General features: G+C 71.3%; 16 protein-coding genes. 15 read left to right on the forward strand and 1 reads right to left on the reverse strand.

The window, feature by feature from the left end; translation table 11 throughout:
* Positions 1-48: 48 nt before the first annotated feature.
* Positions 49-768, reverse strand: coding sequence for a 4'-phosphopantetheinyl transferase (locus tag ACFRU2_RS38570; RefSeq protein WP_382980984.1), 720 nt, complete (start codon positions 766-768; stop codon positions 49-51).
* A 113-nt stretch (positions 769-881) separates the two neighbouring features.
* Here ACFRU2_RS38570 and fabG point away from each other — a divergent pair, with 113 nt between their 5' ends.
* The 15 genes from fabG to ACFRU2_RS38645 all read left to right on the forward strand — a co-directional run bounded on the left by fabG (position 882) and on the right by ACFRU2_RS38645 (position 20,128).
* Positions 882-1,628: a 3-oxoacyl-[acyl-carrier-protein] reductase gene (gene fabG / locus ACFRU2_RS38575; RefSeq protein ID WP_382980985.1), complete on the forward strand. Its 747-nt coding sequence runs from the start codon at positions 882-884 to the stop codon at positions 1,626-1,628.
* Entirely contained in the window at positions 1,625-2,392 is a 768-nt protein-coding gene (locus ACFRU2_RS38580) for a thioesterase II family protein (protein WP_382980986.1), read from the forward strand. Before fabG ends, ACFRU2_RS38580 begins: the two co-directional genes overlap by 4 nt.
* A 37-nt stretch (positions 2,393-2,429) precedes the next feature.
* Complete coding sequence (locus ACFRU2_RS38585) at positions 2,430-3,365, forward strand: TauD/TfdA family dioxygenase (RefSeq protein ID WP_382980987.1); 936 nt, start codon at positions 2,430-2,432, stop codon at positions 3,363-3,365.
* A 130-nt stretch (positions 3,366-3,495) separates the two neighbouring features.
* Positions 3,496-4,410, forward strand: a complete 915-nt coding sequence (locus ACFRU2_RS38590) for a TauD/TfdA family dioxygenase (RefSeq protein ID WP_382980988.1) — start codon at positions 3,496-3,498, stop codon at positions 4,408-4,410.
* Between the two features lie 40 nt (positions 4,411-4,450).
* Complete coding sequence (locus tag ACFRU2_RS38595) at positions 4,451-5,407, forward strand: beta-ketoacyl-ACP synthase III (RefSeq protein WP_274553091.1); 957 nt, start codon at positions 4,451-4,453, stop codon at positions 5,405-5,407.
* 123 nt (positions 5,408-5,530) lie between these two features.
* Positions 5,531-5,776 carry an acyl carrier protein gene (locus ACFRU2_RS38600; RefSeq protein ID WP_274553090.1) on the forward strand — a complete coding sequence of 82 codons (246 nt, stop codon included), beginning with the start codon at positions 5,531-5,533 and terminating at the stop codon, positions 5,774-5,776.
* Between the two features lie 3 nt (positions 5,777-5,779).
* Positions 5,780-7,177, forward strand: a complete 1,398-nt coding sequence (locus tag ACFRU2_RS38605; RefSeq protein ID WP_382980989.1) for a condensation domain-containing protein — start codon at positions 5,780-5,782, stop codon at positions 7,175-7,177.
* Positions 7,174-8,187, forward strand: a complete 1,014-nt coding sequence (sbnA, locus tag ACFRU2_RS38610; RefSeq protein WP_382980990.1) for a 2,3-diaminopropionate biosynthesis protein SbnA — start codon at positions 7,174-7,176, stop codon at positions 8,185-8,187. The genes ACFRU2_RS38605 and sbnA overlap by 4 nt, the downstream gene beginning before the upstream one ends.
* The gene (gene sbnB / locus ACFRU2_RS38615) at positions 8,181-9,182 is read left to right on the forward strand and encodes a 2,3-diaminopropionate biosynthesis protein SbnB (protein ID WP_382980991.1); all 1,002 of its coding nucleotides are present in this window, start codon (positions 8,181-8,183) and stop codon (positions 9,180-9,182) included. The genes sbnA and sbnB overlap by 7 nt, the downstream gene beginning before the upstream one ends.
* 63 nt (positions 9,183-9,245) lie before the next feature.
* On the forward strand, positions 9,246-14,114 hold the full coding sequence (locus ACFRU2_RS38620) for an amino acid adenylation domain-containing protein (RefSeq protein ID WP_382980992.1): 4,869 nt from the start codon (positions 9,246-9,248) through the stop codon (positions 14,112-14,114).
* A gap of 24 nt (positions 14,115-14,138) precedes the next feature.
* Complete coding sequence (locus ACFRU2_RS38625; RefSeq protein WP_382980993.1) at positions 14,139-15,056, forward strand: ornithine carbamoyltransferase; 918 nt, start codon at positions 14,139-14,141, stop codon at positions 15,054-15,056.
* A 20-nt stretch (positions 15,057-15,076) separates the two neighbouring features.
* Complete coding sequence (locus tag ACFRU2_RS38630) at positions 15,077-16,411, forward strand: MFS transporter (protein WP_382980994.1); 1,335 nt, start codon at positions 15,077-15,079, stop codon at positions 16,409-16,411.
* The gene (locus ACFRU2_RS38635; RefSeq protein WP_382980995.1) at positions 16,404-17,195 is read left to right on the forward strand and encodes an ABC transporter ATP-binding protein; all 792 of its coding nucleotides are present in this window, start codon (positions 16,404-16,406) and stop codon (positions 17,193-17,195) included. Before ACFRU2_RS38630 ends, ACFRU2_RS38635 begins: the two co-directional genes overlap by 8 nt.
* Positions 17,192-19,681: an ABC transporter permease gene (locus ACFRU2_RS38640; protein ID WP_382980996.1), complete on the forward strand. Its 2,490-nt coding sequence runs from the start codon at positions 17,192-17,194 to the stop codon at positions 19,679-19,681. The genes ACFRU2_RS38635 and ACFRU2_RS38640 overlap by 4 nt, the downstream gene beginning before the upstream one ends.
* 231 nt (positions 19,682-19,912) lie before the next feature.
* Positions 19,913-20,128 carry an MbtH family NRPS accessory protein gene (locus ACFRU2_RS38645; RefSeq protein WP_274553081.1) on the forward strand — a complete coding sequence of 72 codons (216 nt, stop codon included), beginning with the start codon at positions 19,913-19,915 and terminating at the stop codon, positions 20,126-20,128.
* The last annotated feature ends 78 nt before the right edge of the window (positions 20,129-20,206 follow it).

The following is a 20,206-nucleotide window of genomic DNA, read 5'->3' on the forward strand; positions in this document are numbered from 1 at the left end:
GGCCGAGCGGCCGGGAGGGCCGAGCGGCCGCCGCCGTCCGGTCCCCGGTCAGCGCGCCGGGCCGGTGCGCCCGTGCGGGGGCACGGCGACGACGGTGAGGGCCAGGCCGCCGCGCACCTGCCAGCGGCCGTCGAAGCCGGTCAGCGGGGGGCCGGCCGTCGTGGTGCCCGGGACCAGCAGGGCGGCGGCGAAGGTGCCGTCCGGGCGCAGGGTGATGTGGGCGTCCTGGAAGCCGAGCGGGCGGCCGGTGAGCGGGGACCAGGCCTTGTAGACGGACTCCTTCGCGCTGAACAGCAGCCTGTCCCAGGGGACTCCGGGGCCGTGGGCGGCGAGTTCGCGCAGCGCGGTGCGTTCGGCGGGGAGGGAGATCAGGTTCAGCGTGCCCTCGCCCCGCAGCGGTTCGGCCGGTTCGGCGTCGATGCCGAGGGAGGCCACCGTCGTGTTGCGGGCGACGGCCGCCGCCCGGTATCCGTCGCAGTGCGTGAGGCTGCCGACCATGCCGTCGGGCCAGCGGGGCGCGCCACCGGCGCCGGGGAGGATCGGTGCGGGCGGCAAGCCGAATCCGGCCAGAGCCGCGCGTGCGCACTGGCGGACCGTGGTGAATTCGTGCCGCCGCTTGGCCACGGCCTTGGCGACCAGTGCCTCCTCCTCGGGGAACAGGAAGGGTTCGGCGCTGTCGTGGAAGGTGTCGACGGCGGTCACCTGCGGGGGGAGCAGCGGGGCCAGTAATCCCGCGGGAGCCGGGCCGCCGTCCGGAAGCAACGTCATGAACGGTCACGGTACCGGGGCCCGGCGCACGGCCCGGAGCGGCGCTGGATGCCGTATAGGCCGGATATAGCCGGTGAACGCACGCTCGACTCATTCGAACGGATGGGGGCAGCATGCCGGACCAAGAGGCACAGGTGGCACTGGTGACCGGAGGGTCGCGTGGGATCGGGAGGGCGGTGGCCACCCGGCTCGCACGCGATGGCTTCGACGTCGCCATCTGCTACCGCTCCGACGACGCGGCGGCGGAGCAGGTCGAGAAGGAGATCCTGGCGGCGGGCCGGCGGGCGCTGATCCGCCGGGTCGACGTCGCCGACCGGGTCGGTGTCCGGTCGTTCGTCGCGGACGTCGAGGCGGGGCTGGGACCGGTGTCGGCGGTGGTCACCTCCGCGGGGATCACCCGCGACCGGCCGCTGGCGCTGATGTCGGACGACGAGTGGGACTCGGTGCTGCGCACCAACCTCGACGGCACGTACAACCTGCTGCGCTCGGTGGTCCGCTCGATGATCCGGCGCCGTGCGGGCACGGTCGTCACCCTCTCGTCGGTGGCCGGAGTCGTCGGCAACGCGGGACAGACGAACTACTCGGCCTCGAAGGCCGGGATCATCGGACTGACGCAGGCGCTGGCCAAGGAGTTCGGCCGCTACGGAGTGCGGGCCAACGCGGTCGCACCGGGCTTCATCGACACGGAGATGGTCGCCGGTGTGCCGGAGGCCGTCGCGAAGGACGCCCTGACCCGCATCCCGATGGGATGCTTCGGGACTCCCGAGCAAGTGGCCGCACTGGTCTCCTTCCTGGCCTCCCCGCAGGCCGAGTACATCACCGGCCAGGTGGTCCGGATCGACGGGGGCATGGCGCTGTGAGTGCCGCCTCGGAGATCTGGTTCCGCAGGTATGCGCGGACGGGCGTGCCGCGGCTGCGGCTGGTCTGCTTCCCCCATGCCGGCGGCAACGCCCAGCTGTTCCACGGCTGGTCCTCGCGGCTCCCCGCCGATGTCGAGGTGCTCGCCGTCCGGTACCCGGGCAGGCAGGAGCGGATGGCCGAGCCGTGCATCGAGTCGATGGACGAGCTCGCCGACCGGATCACCGAGGCGCTCGCCGCGTACGGCGACCTGCCGATGGCCCTCTTCGGCCACAGCATGGGCGCCGCGGTGGCCTACGAGGTGGCGGTGCGGCAGGAGGCCGGTGCGGGCGAGGGCCCGGTCCGGGTCCTGCTCTCGGGGCGCAACGCCCCGCACCGCACGTCTCCCACGACCCTCCACAAGGCCGCCGACGACGTACTGGTCGCCGGGGTGTCACGCCTGGGCACCCTGGGCGGAGACCCGTACGCGGTCCCGGAACTGCGGGAGCTGCTGCTGCCCGTGCTGCGCTCCGACTACAAGCTCATCGAGACCTACCACCCGCACCGCCCGGTGGCGCTGCGCGCTCCGATCGTCGCCTACCAGGGCGACAGGGACCCGGGCACCTCCTACGAACAGTTGCTGGCCTGGGGGGAGCTGACGACCGGGACCTTCGAGGTGCGGTCGTTCCCCGGGGACCACTTCTACCTCGCCCCCCGGGAGGCGGAGCTGACCGCGGACATCGCGGGGCGGCTGGCTCGTATCCCGTCCGGCCTGCAGGCCGGATAGCCGAAGGCTTCACCACCACAGCGAGAGGAGCGACGCCGTGACGAGTCCGACGTCCTGGGCACCACTGGAGATCGAAGCGAAGGGCGAGGGCGGGACCGGCGAACTGCTGAGCCGCCTGTCGGAACTGGAGCTCGGCCTGGCCGCGACCCTGGTCCAGGAGAAGGCGCTGGTCTTCCGCGGCTTCGGGATCACCCCGCAGACGCTGGACGCGGCGCTGGACCGGCTGCTGCCGAACCGGCTGGCGTACGTGCACGGCAACTCGCCGCGCACCAAGGTCGGCGGCAACGTCTACACCTCGACCGAGTACCCGCAGGAATTCACCATCTCCATGCACAACGAGATGAGCTACGCCCACGCGTGGCCGTCCCGCCTGGCCTTCTTCTGCCAGGTGCAGCCGGGCACCGGCGGGGCCACCCCGGTGCTGGACGCCGAGCGCTGGCTCGCCGTCCTGGACCCGGAGGTGCGCGAGGCGTTCGCCGGCGGCGTGCGCTACGTGCAGAACCTGCACGACGGCTACGGCCTCGGCAAGAGCTGGCAGGACACCTTCGAGACCGGCGAACGCGCGGACGTGGAGGCGTTCTTGAAGAACGCCGGAGCCGAGTGGGAATGGCGGCGCGACGGGAGCCTGCGCGTGGAGTCCCTCCGGCCGTCCACCACCAGGCACCCCGTCACCGGCGTCGAGGTGTGGTTCAACCAGGCCGACCAGTGGCACCCGGCCGGCCTCGGCGACGAGACCGCGGCCGAGCTCGCCCAGATCCTGTCCGAGGACGAGATGCCGCAGTCGGTGCGGTTCGCCGACGGCAGCCCGATCCCCGCCGAGTACGTCGCCCAGGTCCGCGACCGCGGGCTGGAGGCCGCCGTGGACGTCGACTGGCGCACGGGCGATCTGCTGCTCATCGACAACGTCCTGCTGGCCCACGGCCGGCGGCCGTTCACCGGGGACCGGCGCGTCCTCGTGGCGATGTCCGACTGACGCCGTCCCCGGCGGGCCGGCCGTACCCCGCCCCGCGCCCCGACTTCTTCGACCACGGAGCAAGCTGACCATGACCATCACCTCGGAAGAGACACCCGCCGGCTGGGTGGGGAGCGGAACCGTGCCCGGGATGCGACGTCCCGTGGCCCCCGGCACCGGCATCCACGGCTACATCACCGAGAACCGGGCGGAGCTGCGCGAGCTGCTCACCGAGCGCGGCGCCCTGCTGCTGCGCGGATTCGAGGTCGGCGGTGTCGACGGCTTCGACGGCACCGTCCGGGCGTTCTCCGCCGCGCCGCCGCTGGCGTACGCCGAGCGCTCCTCGCCCCGCAGCACCATCAAGGGGCAGGTCTACACCTCGACCGACTATCCGCAGAACGAGGAGATCTTCCTCCACAACGAGAACTCCTACCAGGCGGTCTGGCCGCGGACGCTGTACTTCTACTGCGTCGAGCCGGCCGTCACGCAGGGGGCCACCCCGCTCGCCGACATCCGCCAGGTGCTCAGGTCCATCGACCCGCAGGTGCGCGCGGAGTTCGAGGCGCGCGGCTGGCAGGTCATGCGCAACTTCCACGCCGGGTTCGGAGTGCCCTGGCAGGAGGCCTTCAACACCTCGGACAAGGACGCCGTCGTGGCGTACTGCAAGGAACGCAGGATCGAGGCGGAGTGGCGGCCCGACGGCGGTCTGCGCACCACCGCGGTGCGGCAGGCGGTGCACCGTCATCCGGTCACCGGCGAGGAAGTGTGGTTCAACCACGCGACGTTCTTCCACGTCAGCACCCTGGCTCCGGAGGTCGGCTCCGGTCTGCGCGCGATCTTCGCCGACGAGGACCTGCCCACGAACACCTTCTACGGGGACGGCGGGGTCATCCCCGACGAGGTGACGGATCACCTGCGCGCCGCCTACCGGTCGGCTGCGGTCCGCTGGGACTGGCAGCGCGACGACGTCCTGGTCGTCGACAACATGCTGGCCGCGCACGCGCGCGAGCCGTTCACCGGACCGCGGCGGATCGCCGTGGCCATGGCAGAGCCGTCCGACGCCTGACGGCCGACGGCTGCCGGATCTATGGGGAGTTGAGGCAGACATGTTCGAGACGTATGGATCACGCATCTCCGGACTGGCCGTGTACCGGCCGGCCCGGCTGGTGTCCAACGAGGAACTGGCACCACTGACGACGGTCTCGCCGCAGTGGATCGAGAGCCGGACCGGCATCAAGACCCGCCACCACGCCTCCGAGGAGGAGGACCTGGTCACGATGTCGGCGGCCGCGGGCGAGAAGGCCGTCGTCTCGGCCGACATCGACCCGGGGGAGGTGGACCTGACGATCGTCGCCAGCGCCACCCGCCGCGTCCGTATGCCCGGCATCGCCCCGGAGGTGGCCTCCCGCATCGGACTGCCCAACTCCGGTGCGTACGACCTCAATGCCGTCTGTGCAGGTTTCACCTACTCGCTGGCCATGGCGTCCAACGCCGTGCGTCTCGGCGAGGCGCGCAACGTCCTGGTCGTCGGCGTCGAGCGGACCAGCGACTGGATCGACCCCACCGACCCCGACACGTTCGTCATCTTCGGTGACGGCGCCGGAGCCGCGGTGGTGTCGCGCTCGGACCAGCCCGGCATCGGCCCGGCGGTCTGGGGCAGCGACGGCGCACGGCACGACGTGCTCGGCATCACCGAGAAGGCGGACGGCCGGGAGTACGTCACCATGAACGGCCCGCTCGTCTACAAGTGGTCCACGGCCACCATGCCGGACGTCGCCCACCGGGCGTGCGCCGCCGCCGGGATCACGATGCAGGACATCGACTGGTTCGTGCCGCATCAGGCCAACAACCGGATCATCAAGACGCTCGCCGCCAATCTGGACCTCCCGCCGGACCGCGTCGTCAACGACGTCGTCGACACCGGAAACACCTCGGCGGCCTCGGTGCCGCTGGCCTTGAGCAGGCTCAAGGAGAGCGGCCGCAGCACCCCCGGCGAGAACGTCCTCCTGCTCGGCTTCGGCGCCGGCCTGACGTACGCCGGCCAGGTCATCCGGATGCCGTAACCGGCTCCGGCGCACACGACCCCCCGCTTCCACCCCCCACTTCCCCCCACTGCACCCCCACTGCACCCCCCCACTGCCCCTCTGTACGCACATCCCGCACACACCCATGGAGAGACGAAGACCATGACCAGAGACGAACTGATTGTCGAGATCATCAACCTCACGCTGCGCACGGCGCCGGACCTGGAGGGCGAGGTCACCGCCGAGTCCAGCTTCGACGAGCTCGGCATGGACTCCCTCACCCGCATCGACCTGCTGGCCGCCGTGGAGAAGGCCTTCAACCAAACGGTTCCCGACGAGCGGGTCGGTGACCTGCTGCGCATTTCCGACGTCGCGGACTTCCTGACGGCAAACAAGGCAGGAGTCTGACCCATGGGCCACACGGACCCCATAGGCGGGGCGATGCCCCTGTCGGTGGGCCAGGAGGGGCTATGGCTGCTCCACAAGCTGGCTCCCGACAGCGCGACCTACAACCTCGCGGGTGGTGTCCGGATGGAGCCCGGGCCGGACCCCGAGGTCCTGGCCCGGGCGGCCCGGGCGCTCACCGGGCGACACCCGATGCTGCGTTCGGTGTACGTCGAGGCTGACGGGAATCCCCGTCGGCTGGTGAAGAACCCGGGCGAGATCGGCGAACTCGTCGTGCGCGACGTACCGGACGCGGACGACGCCGAGCTGCGGCGGCTCGTCACGGCCGAGGCGGCCACCCCGTTCCGGCTGTCGGAGGAGGGACCGTTCCGGGTGGTGCTGTGGCGCCGCCGTGACGACGCCGTGCTGCTGGCACTCACCCATCACATCGCGACCGACGCCATCTCCCAGTGGCTGCTGTGGCGCGATCTCCTGGGCGCCTACGAGGCGTTCGCCGAGGGCAAGGAGCCCGACTGGGCTCCCCTCGTCGTCGAGTACGACCATTTCGTCGAGAGCGAGCGGGCCCTCATCGACTCCTCGCGCGGCCGGCGCCAGGCGGAGTTCTGGCAGGAGCAGTGCGCAGGTTCCGCACCCGCCGAGGTCCTGACCGACAAGCCCCGCCCGCCCGTCGCCTCGTTCACCGGGGCCAGCCTCTTACGCCGGCTGCCCGACGAGCTCTCGGAGCGGCTCAAGCGCGCCGCCGCCGAACAGGAGATCTCCCAGTTCGCCCTGGCGCTCGGTTCCCTCCAGGCCCTGCTGAACCGCTGGACCGGCCAGACCGACTTCCTCATCGCCTGCCCGGCATCGGTGCGCCGCTCGGCGGCCAAGGACGTCGTCGGCTACTACGTCAACCCGGTCCTGGTCAGGGCCGTGTTCGACAGGAACACCCCGCTGGGCGAGGTGACGGCCGCGGCCAACGATCGCCTCAGGCAGGCGACCGCACGGGCCACGTACCCGTTCCCGCTGGTCGCGCAGGCCGCGGCGGCGGCCGGGCCGCTGTTCCGGATCTCCATGACCATGGTCACCACGGACCGCTTCGGTTCCGAGATGGCCGGTGCGGCCGCCGGCGTACCCCTGGACGTGGCCGGTCTGACCACCACGTACCTGGAGATCCCGCACCTCGAGGGCCAGTGCGACATCACCTTCGAAGTCACCCGCGACGTGCAGGGGCTCACCCTGGCCCTGCGCTACGACACCGCACTCTTCGAGCGGGACACCATGGACCGGCTGCTCGACCAGCTCATCCGCTTCATGGCCGCTGCCGCGGACACACCCGAGCGCCCGGTCTCCCGGATCCCGCTGACGGACGCCGCCGAGAAGCGTTCGCTGCTGGCCCTGGGCAGCAACGCCGGCGACAGATCATGAAGCAGCCCGTTCTCCGCGGCATCCTCGACGGCGTGGGCAACACCCACCTCGTCGAACTCGGCGGGCTGCTGCCCCGCTTCGGGTCCCGCGTCTTCGCGAAGCTCGAGGCGTTCAACCCCGGCGGCAGCGTCAAGGACAGGTCGGCGCTGTCGATGCTGCTCGGCAGGATCCGCAGTGGGGAACTGGTACCGGGCCGGTCGACGGTCGTGGAATCCAGCTCCGGGAACCTGGGGATCGGCATCGCACAGATCTGCCGGTACTTCGGGATCGACTTCATCTGCGTGGTGGACCCCAAGACCACCCAGCAGAACCTCGCCATCCTGCGCGCCTACCGGGTCACGGTCGAGATGGTGACCGAGGCCGACCCGGACACCCGCGCCTTCCTGCCGGCCCGTCTGGCGCGGGTACGCGAACTGCTGGCCGCGATCCCCGGCGCGTACTGGCCCAACCAGTACGCCAACCCGCTCAACCCGCGGGCCCACGTCCAGACCATGCGGGAGATCGCCGAGGCCCTGGACGACCGGGTGGACTACCTGTTCTGCTCGACCGGTACCGGCGGCACCATGACCGGCTGCGCCCAGTACATCCGGGAGCGCGGGCTCAGCACCACGCTGGTGGGGGTCGACGCCATGGGAAGCGTGCTGTTCGGCGGCCCCTCGGGCCCACGGCTGCTTCCCGGACACGGGGCGGCGATCAAGCCCCCGCTGTTCGATCCGGCACTGGCCGACGAGGTCGTGCTCGTCTCCGACCTCGACTGCGTCGTCGCCTGCCGGACCCTGACGCACCGCGAGGCGATCCTCGCGGGCGGCTCGTCGGGTGCCGTGACCGCCGCGCTGGGGAAGATGGCCGACCGCATCCCGGCCGGCAGCAACTGCGTGATGATCTTCCCCGATCGCGGCGACCGCTATCTCGACACCATCTACTCCGACGACTGGGTACGCGCCCACTTCGGAGAGGTCTCGCACCTGTGGAACGAACCCGAACACACATTGGCGGTGGGCGCATGCTGATCATCAAGCACGGTGAAGTGGCCGGGATGCTGGCCGGACGCGAGAAGGAGATCATCGATCTCGTCGCCGAGGCCTACCGGCGTCACGACGAGGGTCGCACGGTCCTGCCGCACTCCGTGTTCCTGCGCTTCCCCGACCGCCCGAGGGACCGGATCATCGGCCTCCCCGGCTATCTCGGGGGCGACGCCGAAGTCGCCGGAATGAAGTGGATCTCCTCCTTCCCCGGCAACGTCGCCGCCGGGCTCCAGCGGGCCAGCGCCGCCGTCCTGCTGAACTCGCTGGAGACCGGACACCCCGAGGCGCTCATCGAGGGCTCACTGATCTCCGCCCGGCGCACCGCGGCCTCGGCCGCGCTCGGCGCGCGGATGCTCCTCGGCGACCGCAGGCCCTCCGGGGTCACGCTCATCGGCACCGGAGTCATCAACCGCGAGGTGCTGCGCTTCCTGGCCGCCGAGCGGCCCGAGCTCGATTCCCTCGCCGTCTACGACACGGACATGGAGCGGGCCAAACGCTTCACCGCCGACCACGCCAGGCTGCTGCCCGGCGCGAAGATCCGCCACTGCACCACCCTCGACGAGGCACTGGCCGCCCACGACCTGGTGTCCTTCGCGACGACGGCACCCACGCCGTACACCGGCCTGGACGCCTGCCCGCCCGGCACCGTGGTGCTCCACCTCTCGCTGCGCGACCTCACAGTGCCCGCCGTGCTCGGGGCGCACAACATCGTCGACGACCCCGACCACGTATGCCGTGAGCAGACCTCGCTGCACCTGGCGGAGCAGCAGACCGGCGGGCGCGAGTTCGTCGACGCCTCCATCGGCGCGCTGCTGCGCGGCACCGCCCGGCCGGCACCGGAAGCCGGACGGCCGCTCGTGTACTCCCCGTTCGGGCTGGGCGTCCTGGACCTGGCGCTGGCCCGGTTCGTCCGCGACGAGGCACGACGCTGCGGTACCGGAACCCGTATCGACGGATTCCTGCCGGCGCCGACGCTCTAGGCCGTCGCGCGCCCGGGGCACCCCCACTGAACGCTGCAACTGATCAACACCTCTGGAGAAGAGATGTCTGTCCCGCTGCACGAACTGATCGCCCAGCAGACCGTCCGTACCCCTCACGCCATCGCGGTCGACGACGCCCAAGGGTCGATGACGTACGCGCAGTTGGACCGCCGCGCGAACGGCATCGCCCGACTCCTGCGCGGGCGCGGCGTCCTCCCCGAGTCGAGGGTGGCCGTCTGCCTGCCGCGCGGTCGGGAGCTCCTCGCGGCGCTCCTGGGCGTCTGGAAGGCCGGCGCGGCCTACGTCCCCCTGGACGCGGGCCACCCGGCCGAACGCATCGCCTGGATGGTCTCGGACAGCGGGGTGCGGACGGTGCTGACCGTCGGCGCGTCGGCCGCGGCCCTGGACGGTGTCGTACCCGACGGCGTCGTCCTGCTCGACGCGGCCGGAGGCGAGGCCGACGCCGAACCCGTCGCGACGGGCCCGCAGCACGCCGCGTACATCACGTACACCTCGGGCTCGACGGGCCGCCCCAAGGGCGTGCTCGTCGAGCACGGCGGGATCGCCAACCGGGTGAACTGGTCGGTCGCCCGACAGGGCCTCACCCCGGACGACAGGGTGCTGCAGAAGACCGTCCTCACCTTCGACGCCGCGGCCCTGGAGCTCTTCGCGCCGCTCGTGGCGGGCGGCACCGTGGTGATGGCCCCCGAGGGCGCCGAATCGGACCCCGCGCTCCTCGTACGGACGGTGGCCGACCGGCACATCACCGTCCTGCAGGGCGTGCCCTCCGTGCTGCGGCTGCTCGCCGAGGAGCCCGCCTGGTCCGAGTGCACCGGGCTGCGGCTCGTCCTGTCCGCGGGTGAGGCGCTCGACGCCGAGCTGTGCCGCAGGCTCGGTGAACCCACCGGTGCCAAGGTGTGGAACACCTACGGCCCCACGGAATGCTCCATCGACGTCACGGGCCAGGAGTTCGACCCGGAGCTGCACACCGAGGCGGTGCCGATCGGCCGGCCGATCGACCACATGCGGGTGTACGTGCTCGACGAGGACCTCGACCCGGTCCCGATCGGTGTCGTCGGCGAGCTGTACGCCGGAGGCATCGGCGTGGCACGCGGCTACGTCGGCAACGCGGCGCAGACCGCACAGAGCTTCGTACCGGATCCGCACGGCCCGGCGGGCAGCCGCATGTACCGCACCGGCGACCTCGCGCGCTGGCGCTCCGACGGGGCGCTCGCCTACCTCGGCCGCGTGGACCACCAGGTCAAGGTGAACGGCGTCCGGATCGAGCCCGCCGAGGTGGAGGCCGCGCTCAACGCGCACCCCGACATCCGGGGCGCCGTGGTCGGCGCGTACGCCGTCGGCGCCGGGAAGCGGCTGGTCGCCCATCTGGTGACCGCCCGCCGCATACCCCGGGACGAGCTGCGCAGCTTCCTGCGCAAGCGGCTCCCCGAGCCGATGGTCCCCGCCCTGTTCGTGCCGATGGACGCCTTCCCGCTGACAAGCAACGGCAAGATCGACCGCAAGGCCCTGCCCGACCCCGAACAGCCGGGCACGCGGACCCCGTGGGAGGGCCCGCAGTACACCGCACCGCGCACCGTCGAGGAACGCCTCGTGGCCGAGGTGTGGGAGCAGCTGCTCCAGGTGGAGAGGGTCGGCGTGCACGACGACTTCTTCGCCCTCGGCGGCTCCTCCCTCGTCCTGACCCGGCTGGCGGACGCCCTGGGCAGGGCCTCCGGCGACAGCATCCAGCTGCGCGGCCTCTTCGCGGCCTCCACGGTCGAAGCCCAGGCCAAGCTCCTGCAGGAGGCGCGTCCCGCCGTGCCCGAGGTGGTGCCGGTGGGTCGCGACGTCCCGCTGCCGCTCTCCTCCGGGCAGCACCGGCTGTGGTTCCTGGACCGCATGCACCCGGGCAGCGCGGAATGGGTGGCGCCGCTGTTCCTGCGGCTGCCCGGGGGCACGGCCGCCGATGCCGTGCAGTCCGCACTGGACGCGCTGGAGGTCCGCCACGAGTCCCTGCGCACCCGGTACGTCCTCGAGGGCGAGGAGCCCCGGCAGGTGGTGGCCGCGGCGCAGCCGGTGGAGCTGCGCGTGGTGGACGCGAGCGAGGCGGAGATCGAGGGCCTGTTCCGCGAGCAGTTCGCCCGGGGCTTCGACCTGAGCGACGGTCCGCTGTGGCGGGCCCTGCTCGTACGGGTCCCCGTAGGCGGCCCCGTCCTGCTGGTCACGACCCACCACATCGCCAGTGACGGCTGGTCGACGGTGCTCATGGACCGGGAGCTCCGCGAACTGTGCGCCGCCTCCGCCGAGGGCCGCACACCGGAACTCCCCGACCTCCCGGTGCAGTACGCGGACTACGCGGCCTGGCAGGCCGCCCGGTCCGACGGCGCGGTCCTCGACCGCGAACTCGACTATTGGAAGAACGCGCTGCGCGGCATGCCCGAGCTGCAGTTGCACACGGACCGGCGTCGCCCGGCCCGGCGCGACGGGCAGGGCCAGGGCGTCCGCTTCTCGGTGCCGGCCGGTCTCGCCGACGCCCTCAGCGGCATCGGACGGAAGCACGGCGCGACCCAGTACGCGACCCTGCTGGCCGTCTTCGCGGCGTTGCTCTCGCGGCACAGCGGCCAGGACGACTTCGGCATCGGGAGCCCGGTCTCCGGGCGGCTCCGCCCGGAGACACAGGGCACCGTCGGCTTCTTCCTCAACTCGCTCGTCATGCGCTGCGACCTGACCGGCGATCCCACCTTCGGTGAGCTGCTGGGGCGTACGAAGAACACGGCCATGGCCGGCTTCGCCCACCAGGAGCTGCCGTTCGAGCGGCTCGTGGACGAGCTGCAGCCGGTCCGCGACCTGTCCCGTACCCCGCTGTACCAGGTGGCCTTCGACCTGCAGGACGAGGGCACCACTTCGGTGGCCGCCGACGGGGTGCTGATGGATGCCTTCCAGGGCGCCTGGCGGGTGGCCAAGACCGACCTCACGATGTTCGTGTGGCGCCAGGCCGACGGCTCACTGAACGGCGCCCTCGAGTACGCGACCTCGCTGTTCGACCGGTCGACCGTGGAGCGCATGGCCGACCACTTCGTGAGGCTCGTCGAGGGTGTCGTGGCGGCGCCGGACCTGGCGCTGTCGGCGATCGACATCACGTCGGTCCACGAACACCGGCTCCTGCGGGTCTGGAACGACTCGGCGGTGGTGGTGCCGGAGGTGTCGGTGCCGGAGTTGGTGGCGCGGTGGGTGGTGGAGTCGCCGGATGCGGTGGCTGTGGAGGCCGGTGGGCGGTCGTTGTCGTTCGCGGAGTTGGACGTGCGGGCGAATCGTCTGGCGCATCGTCTGCGTGCGGCTGGTGTGGGTCCGGAGTCGACTGTTGCCGTACTTCTGGATCGGTCCGTTGATCTGGTGGTGTCGTTGCTCGCGGTGTGGCGTGCGGGTGGTGGGTTCGTTCCGATGGACCCGGTACTGCCGGCGGGCCGGATCGCGGGGATGGTGGCCGACGCGCGCGTGACGGTCTCGGTCACCTCTGGTGCGTACGCGGACCGCTTCGACGTGACCGTGGTGCGGGTCGACGAGGAAGACCTGTCGTCGTTCCCGAATTCTGCGCCGGCTGTCGCGGTGGATCTGGATTCGGTGGCGTACACGGTGTTCACGTCGGGTTCGACGGGGCGGCCGAAGGGTGTGCAGGTTTCGCATCGCAGTCTGGTGAACCATGTGGACTGGGCGGTGCGGGAGTTGGTGGCTTCGGGTTCGGGTGGTGCGCCGGTGTTCTCGTCGGTGGCGTTCGACCTGGTGGTTCCCAATGTGTGGGCGCCGCTTGCTGCGGGTCAGCGTGCGTGGCTGTGGGACGGCGAGCTGACCGACCTCGGTGAGAGCCTGGCGGCGGCGGGTCCGTTCTCCTTCATGAAGCTGACCCCCGGACACCTGGAAGTGATCTCCGGCCAGCTCTCGGACGACCAGATTCAGGCTCTGACCTCGCGTGTGGTGGTTGCGGGGGAGGCGCTGCCCGGCGGTCTGGTGGAGCGCTGGCGGGTGCTGCTCGGTGAGGGCCGGGTGCTCAACGAGTACGGTCCGACCGAGGCCACGGTCGGTACGTGCGTCTTCCCCCTGGTCGAGGCGTTCGAGGGTGTGGTGCCGATCGGGCGCCCCCTGCCGAACATGATCATGCGCGTCCTGGACGCGGGTCTGCAACCCGTCCCGGTCGGTGCGGTGGGTGAGCTGTTCGTCGGCGGTACGGGTGTGGCACGTGGCTACGCGTTCCGTCCCGCGGCGACGGCCGAGCGGTTCATCCCCGACCCGTTCGGGCCGGCCGGCGCCCGTCTCTACCGCAGCGGTGACCTGGCCCGGTGGCGCAGCGATGGTGCGGTCGAGTTCCTCGGCCGTATCGATGACCAGGTCAAGGTGCGCGGGTATCGCATCGAGCTCGGCGAGATCCGTGCCGCGCTGATCGCCCGCCCGCAGGTCACCGATGCCACCGTGGTGGTCTCGGAGGACCAGCGGATCATCGCCTACGTCGTCGGTCCCACGGACGCGCTGGCCGAGGAGCTCGCGGCTTCGCTGCCGGAGTACATGGTCCCGTCCGTCTTCATCGGGCTCGACGCGCTTCCGCTGACGGCCAACGGCAAGATCGACCGGCGTGCCCTCCCCGACCCCGAGGCCACGGCTGCGGACGCGTTCATCGCTCCCCGCACCCCCACCGAGGAACGCATCGCCGGCATCTGGCGTGACCTGCTGGGCAAGGAGGCGAGCACCCAGGACAGCTTCTTCGACCTGGGCGGACACTCCATCCTCGCCGTCCGGCTGGTCTCGCGCCTGCAGAACGAGTTCGACCTGGACCTCCCGATGCGCGTCGCCTTCGAGAGCCCGACGATCGCGCAGCTCGCCGTCGAGATCGAGGACCGGATCCGGGCCGAGATCGACGCCGTGCTCAGCGACTCCCACTGATTCCGTCGAGACGAAGGACGTGCCATGCGACACCTCATTTCCATCGGCGACCTGACCGACGACGATCTGCAGGACCTGGTCGAGCGGGGGGCGGAGTTCGCCGCCGGGGCCCGGGCGAAGTCCCTGAAGGACGCCGTCGTCGGCATCTACTTCCGGCGGACGTCCACCCGTACCCGTACCGCGTTCACCAGCGGCGCTCTGCGGCTCGGTGCGAAGACGGTGACCTTCGGCCCCGACGATCTGCAGCTGAACACCGGGGAGACCACCGAGGACACCGGCCGGGTGCTCTCCGGCATGCTCGACCTGCTGGTGGCCCGTACCGCGGACGCCACCGAGGAGCTGCGGACCTGGGCGGCCGGCGGGCGGATGTCCGTCATCAACGCGATGAGCACGGAGGAGCACCCCACCCAGGGGCTCACCGATCTCACGACGCTGCAGCACCACTTCGGCCGCGTCGAAGGACTGCGGGTGCTGTACGTCGGTGAGGGCAACAACAGCGCCGCGGCTCTGGCGCTCGCCCTGACCCGGTTCCCCGGGACCGAGTTGGAGCTGCGGACCCCGCCCGGTTACGGGCTGGCGCCGGAGATCCTCGCCACCGCCGCCGAACAGGCGGGGCGCAGCGGATCGAAGGTGTCCGAGCAGCACGACATGGCTGCCCTGCCCTCGGGTCTCGACGCCGTCTACACCACGCGCTGGCAGACCACCGGAACCAGTAAGCCGACCGCCGACTGGCGGGACGTCTTCGCGCCGTTCCAGGTCACCCGCGAGCTGTGGGAGGAGAGCCCGGACGCGGTCTTCCTGCACGACCTTCCCGCCCACCGCGGCCAGGAGGTCACCGCCGAGGTGCTGGACGGTCCGGCGAGCATCGCCTTCACCCAGGCGACGCACAAGCTGCACAGCGCGATGGCTGTCCTGGAGTGGTGCTGGGCCGATCGGCGATGAGCGACGACGGGGGAGACAGAGTGCGGCGAACGAGCAGCCCGGCACTGCGGACGCTGCGCAGTTACCGCGACTTCCGGCTGCTGTGGACCGGCTCCGCGATGGCCGTCATGGCGGAGCGCTGCTCGGGCATGGCGTTCACGCTGCTCGTGCTGTGGGACACCCGGTCGGCGAGCGCGGCCGGACTCGTGGGCTTCGCGGGGCTGTTGCCGGCGCTGCTGGTCCAGCTGCCGGCCGGTGTTCTGGTGGACCGGCTGAACCGCCGGCGGGTGATGATGACGTGCGTCGTCGTGCGCATGGTCGCGGTCGCCACCGTGGCCGTGTCGCTGATCGGGGACACCGTCTGGGTCTGGCACATCGCGACGGTGGCGTTCGTCCAGAGCAGCATGACGGTCTTCTACCAGCTGTCCGAGCGGGCCATGGTCCGGAGTGTGGTGCCGCCCAGCCAGCTGGGGGTGGCGATGGCGACGAACGAGGCCCGGTCGCGGGCGGTCAACTTCGTCGGGCATCCGATGAGCGGTGCGATGTTCGGCCTGTCGGCGTGGATACCGTTCATGTCGAGCGTCGGGCTGTACCTGCTCTCCCTGATCACCATCGTGCGGCTGCGGGGCGAGGAGGAGGCGCCGCCCGGGCCCGGCAGGAAGCGCCGCAGGATGCGGGCGGACATCGCCGTCGGGCTGAGGTGGGTATGGGATCGGGCCTTCTTCCGCATGGCACTGCTGATCATCGCGGGAAGCAATCTGGTCTTCCAGGGGCTCGTCCTCACCGTGGCCGTCGTGGTCAGGGAGGACGGCGGCGCCGCGGGCACCGTCGGACTGATCATGGCCTCCGGGGGTATGGGTGGGCTGCTCGGAGCGTTGGCCGGCGGCTGGCTGAACCAGCGGCTGGCGATGCGCCAGATCATGATCACGGCGCATGTGGCCTGGGCGCTGGTCATGCCCGCAGCGGTATTTTTCAGACAACCCGTGGCACTTGGTGTTCTCTTCTTCATAACGTCTCATATAGGAGCCGCTGTTACTGTCTCCGGCATGTCCTACCAGGTGCGCATCACCCCCAACGACATGCAGGGACGGGTGGGCAGTGTCGTCATGCTCCTTGTCTCCGGGGCGAGTTCACTCGGTGCCCTCGGTACCGGGTTTCTGGTGGAAGCGGTCGGCACCCGGCACGCGCTCATGGTCGTGTCGATGGTGATGGTGGTGCTCGCGCTGGTCGCTGCCGTGGTCTTCACCAGACCGGGTGCGGCGCTCGAGGACCGGCAGGAAGGCACACCGCCTTCTCCGCCCGCGCCGGTTGCCCTCGCGGACAGGGCGACGGCCGATCCCCTCACCAACCTGGAATTGCGGAGAATCGATGGATGACGCAGTGCGGCTCGAGTCGCTGACCAAGACCTATGGATCCGGGGACAGCGCGGTGACGGCGCTGCGCGAGATCGATCTGTCCTTTACCCGGGGAAGCTTCACGGCCATCATGGGCCCGTCGGGATCCGGCAAGTCGACCCTTCTGCAGTGTGCCGCCGGACTCGACAGGCCCACATCGGGGCGGGTGTTCATCGACGGCAAGGACATCGTCGGGCTGAACGAGACCCAGCTCACCGAACTCCGGCGCGAGACCACGGGGTTCATCTTCCAGGCCTTCAACCTGCTGCCCTCGCTGACCGCCGAGCAGAACGTGGCGTTACCCATGCGGCTGGCCGGGCGCAAGCCCGGCCGCCGGACCGTACGGGAGGCGCTCGCCCAGGTGGGGCTGGAGAACAAGGCGGGCAGCAGGCCGAGCCAGCTCTCCGGCGGCCAGCAGCAGCGGGTCGCCATCGCCCGCGCGCTGGTGGCCCGGCCGGCGGTGCTCTTCGCCGACGAACCCACCGGCGCACTCGATCTCACCACGGGACGCGAACTGCTGGGCACCTTGCGGCAGCTGGCCGGGTCGTCCGTACAGGTTCCCGCCGTCGTCCCCGCTCCCGCCCCCGCTCCCGGTCGCGGTGAGCGCGTGACCACGACGATCGTGATGGTCACGCACGACCCGAACGTGGCCGCCTACGCGGACAGGGTGCTGTTCCTCGCCGACGGCAGCCTGGTCGGCGAGCTGCTTTCGCCCACCGCCGAGGCGGTCGCCGCGCGGATGACGGCCCTGGCGGTGTCGCGGTGATCAGGGTTGCCTTCCAGACCCTGCGCGCGCGGTGGGTGTCGTTCCTCGGCACCGTCGTGGCGCTGGTGCTCGGCGTCGCGCAGGTCGCGGCCATGGGCGTACTCATCATGACCATGCTCGATCTGCCCGACCGGCCGGTCGAACGGTTCTCCGGGGCACCCGCCGTGGTGCAGGCGTCCGACCCGGACTGGGACCCGGCCCATCACGACCTCGGGATCCGGTCGCTCGCGGCCGCCCGGGGCATCTCGCCCGAACTGAGGGAGAAGGTCGCCGCCACCGGCGAGACCGTGCTCGACCGCGCCTTCTACGCCCAGCTGGAGGGCGGCCCCGAGGGCCAGGTGGGCCACCCCTGGCCGGTGGCGCGGTTCGGCGGCTACAAGCTGGCGGACGGCAAGGAGCCGTCCGGTGCGCAGGAGGTCGTGGTCCCGTCCGACCGGGCCCGTACCGGCGACGAGGTGACGGTTCTGACCGCCTCCGGCGTCGCGCAGTACACGGTCAGCGGCACGGTCACCCCGGTCGGCTGGGAGGACGCCGTGTTCTTCACCGACGCGGAGGCCGCCCGGCTCTCCCCGCGCATCGAGTCCCTGGTCGCTCTCGGCCCGGTGGCCGCCGTGCGGACCGCCGTCGGCGACGACGCCGCGGTGCTCACCGGCCAGGACCGGCACAAGGCGGACGCCAGCGAGGCCAGTGACCGCGAAACGCTCGACAACACCATCACGCTGGTTCCGGTGATGGCCAGCGTGGCCGGCACGACCGCGATCTTCGTGGTGGCCTCCACGTTCGCCTTCGCCGTGGTCCAGCGCCGCCGGGAGGTCGCGCTCCTGCGCACGGTCGGCGCCACCCCCAAACAGGTCCGCAAGATGGTCCGCAACGAGGCGCTGCTCGTCGGCATCGTCGCCTCCGGGGCGGGCACGGTCCTGGGGCTGCTCGGTGCGCAGCTGCTCGCCGACATGCTCATCGCGATGGACATCTCGCCGGAGTGGTTCACGGTGGAACCCTCGCTGCACTGGACCATCCTGGCGCCGCTCGCCGCCGCCTTCCTCGTCGGCCTCCTGGTGGCGGTCGGCGGTGCGGCGGCCGCGGCCCGCAGGGCCGGCGGCATCCAGCCCATCGAGGCGCTGCGCGAAGCGTCGGTCGACGACACGGGGGTGACGCCCGGCCGGGCGCTGCTCGGTGTCGTCGCCCTGGTGGGCGGTGTCGGATGGACGGCGTGGATCGCCGTCGCGTCCCCGACGAGCGTGCTCTCGCCCACGGTCTACGTCGTGTCCCTGATGGTGCCGGTCCTGGCCGCCGCGGTGCTCGCACCGCTGGTCGTCGGGCCGCTCACCAAGCTGCTGATGCTGCCCTTCCGGGGCGCCTCGGGGCCCACCGCGATGCTGGTACGGGAGAGCGCGCTGACCGCGCGGCGGCGGACCGCGGCCACCGCGGCGCCCGTCCTGCTCACCGTCGGGCTCTCCTTCTCGCTGCTGGCCGCCACCGACTCGCTCGGTGCCGCGCGCGACAACGGCCTGCAGAACCGGGTCAGTTCGCAGTACGCGCTGGCGCCCGACGGTACGCCGGGCATCAGCCCGCAGGTGATCGAGCGCGTCGCGGCGATCCCGGGCGTACACATCGCGGCGCCGATCCTCACCACCATCTACACCAAGGACGAGGACCGGTACGAGGAGAACGACGGGCTCGTGGTCGATCCGGCCGCGCTCAAGAAGACGATGGACCTGAAGGTCCTCGAAGGGTCCCTGGACGATCTCGACGACAACAGCACGGCCGTGGCCGATCTGTGGGGCATGGACGTCGGCTCCAAGCTCGCCGTGGAGATGCCCGACGGCGAGAAGGCGGAGCTGAGGGTCGCTGCGACCTACAAGGCGCTGCGGGGCGAGGACGTGGCCTACCTGCCGCAGCGGTTCGCCCCTTCGGCCATCTATGCCCGGGACGGACTGGCCCGGCGCGCCTACATCACGCTGGACTCCGGTGCCGATCACGCCGCGGTCACCGCACAGATCCGCAAGGCGGTGGCCGGCGGAGGCGCGGCCTTCATGACGAGGGACCAGCTGGTCGCCTCGGAGAGCGCGTACGCACGTCATCTCACCGAGGTGCGACAGCGCTCCACCGCGGCGATCATCATGCTCTTCTGCTTCATCGCGATCCTCAACACGCTCCTCATGGCGACGGCCGACCGGCGCCGCGACCTCGCGGTGCTGCGCATGGCAGGGGCCACGCCGAAACAGGTCGTCCGGTTCTTCGTCGCCGAGTCCCTGCTGGTCTCGGCCATCGGGGTGGTGCTGGCCCTGGCGGCCACGGCGGTCAACCTGGCCGGCCTGTGGGGAGCGCTGTTCCAGCTGTTCGGCACGACACCGATCGTCGTTCCGTACCTGATCGTCCTCGCCGTCGCCGTGGTGTCCACGCTGCTCGCCGTGATCGGCACGGTGCTGCCCGTCGGTGCGGCGCTGAGGGCGCGAACCGTCCAGTTCCTCGGCTCGCGCGAGTAGCAGCAGCCCGGCCACGCCCGTAGGGGGCGCCCGACGGCTTCAGGCCCCAGGGCGCCCCACCCGTACCACCCGTACCACCCCGAGACCCACGCGGTCCGGTCCCGCCTCCCCCGACGGGACCGGGCCGCGTGCTGCGTTGTGGGCGCGTGCACGCGGATGTGTCCAGTAGAGGGCCGGTATAGGCGGGCGTCCGAAGCTGAAGGCGAATCCGACCACCGAAGGGAAACCGTCATGGCTGACGAGCAGACCGACAACCGCGTCTACCGAGTCGTCCTGAACGACGAGGAGCAGTACTCGATCTGGGACGCGGACCGGGAGCTGCCGGCCGGCTGGCACACCGAGGGCACCGAGGGTGCCCGGCAGGTCTGCCTCGACCGGATCGAAGAGGTCTGGACGGACATGCGGCCCGCGAGCCTGCGCCGCCGCATGGAGACCTCCGGCGCCTGAGCAGGGCCGCCGGCCGGACCGGCGGCAGGACCACGCAGGACACCCAGTGAGACGTACGGAACGAAGGTCGGGAGGGGC

This window comes from Streptomyces sp. NPDC056883 (assembly GCF_042788835.1).
In the GTDB taxonomy this organism is placed as follows: domain Bacteria; phylum Actinomycetota; class Actinomycetes; order Streptomycetales; family Streptomycetaceae; genus Streptomyces; species Streptomyces stoeckheimensis.

Excerpts from the sequence above, each read along its gene's own strand:
- ACFRU2_RS38590 (WP_382980988.1), top strand. The coding sequence starts at position 3,496 with ATGCGACGTCCCGTGGCCCCCGGCACCGGCATCCACGGCTACATCACC.
- ACFRU2_RS38600 (WP_274553090.1), top strand. The coding sequence starts at position 5,531 with ATGACCAGAGACGAACTGATTGTCGAGATCATCAACCTCACGCTGCGC.
- ACFRU2_RS38645 (WP_274553081.1), top strand. The coding sequence starts at position 19,913 with ATGGCTGACGAGCAGACCGACAACCGCGTCTACCGAGTCGTCCTGAAC.
- ACFRU2_RS38595 (WP_274553091.1), top strand. The coding sequence starts at position 4,451 with ATGTTCGAGACGTATGGATCACGCATCTCCGGACTGGCCGTGTACCGG.
- fabG (WP_382980985.1), top strand. The coding sequence starts at position 882 with ATGCCGGACCAAGAGGCACAGGTGGCACTGGTGACCGGAGGGTCGCGT.
- ACFRU2_RS38620 (WP_382980992.1), top strand. The coding sequence starts at position 9,246 with ATGTCTGTCCCGCTGCACGAACTGATCGCCCAGCAGACCGTCCGTACC.
- ACFRU2_RS38570 (WP_382980984.1), bottom strand. The coding sequence starts at position 768 with ATGACGTTGCTTCCGGACGGCGGCCCGGCTCCCGCGGGATTACTGGCC.
- ACFRU2_RS38605 (WP_382980989.1), top strand. The coding sequence starts at position 5,780 with ATGGGCCACACGGACCCCATAGGCGGGGCGATGCCCCTGTCGGTGGGC.
- ACFRU2_RS38635 (WP_382980995.1), top strand. The coding sequence starts at position 16,404 with ATGGATGACGCAGTGCGGCTCGAGTCGCTGACCAAGACCTATGGATCC.
- sbnB (WP_382980991.1), top strand. The coding sequence starts at position 8,181 with ATGCTGATCATCAAGCACGGTGAAGTGGCCGGGATGCTGGCCGGACGC.
- sbnA (WP_382980990.1), top strand. The coding sequence starts at position 7,174 with ATGAAGCAGCCCGTTCTCCGCGGCATCCTCGACGGCGTGGGCAACACC.
- ACFRU2_RS38625 (WP_382980993.1), top strand. The coding sequence starts at position 14,139 with ATGCGACACCTCATTTCCATCGGCGACCTGACCGACGACGATCTGCAG.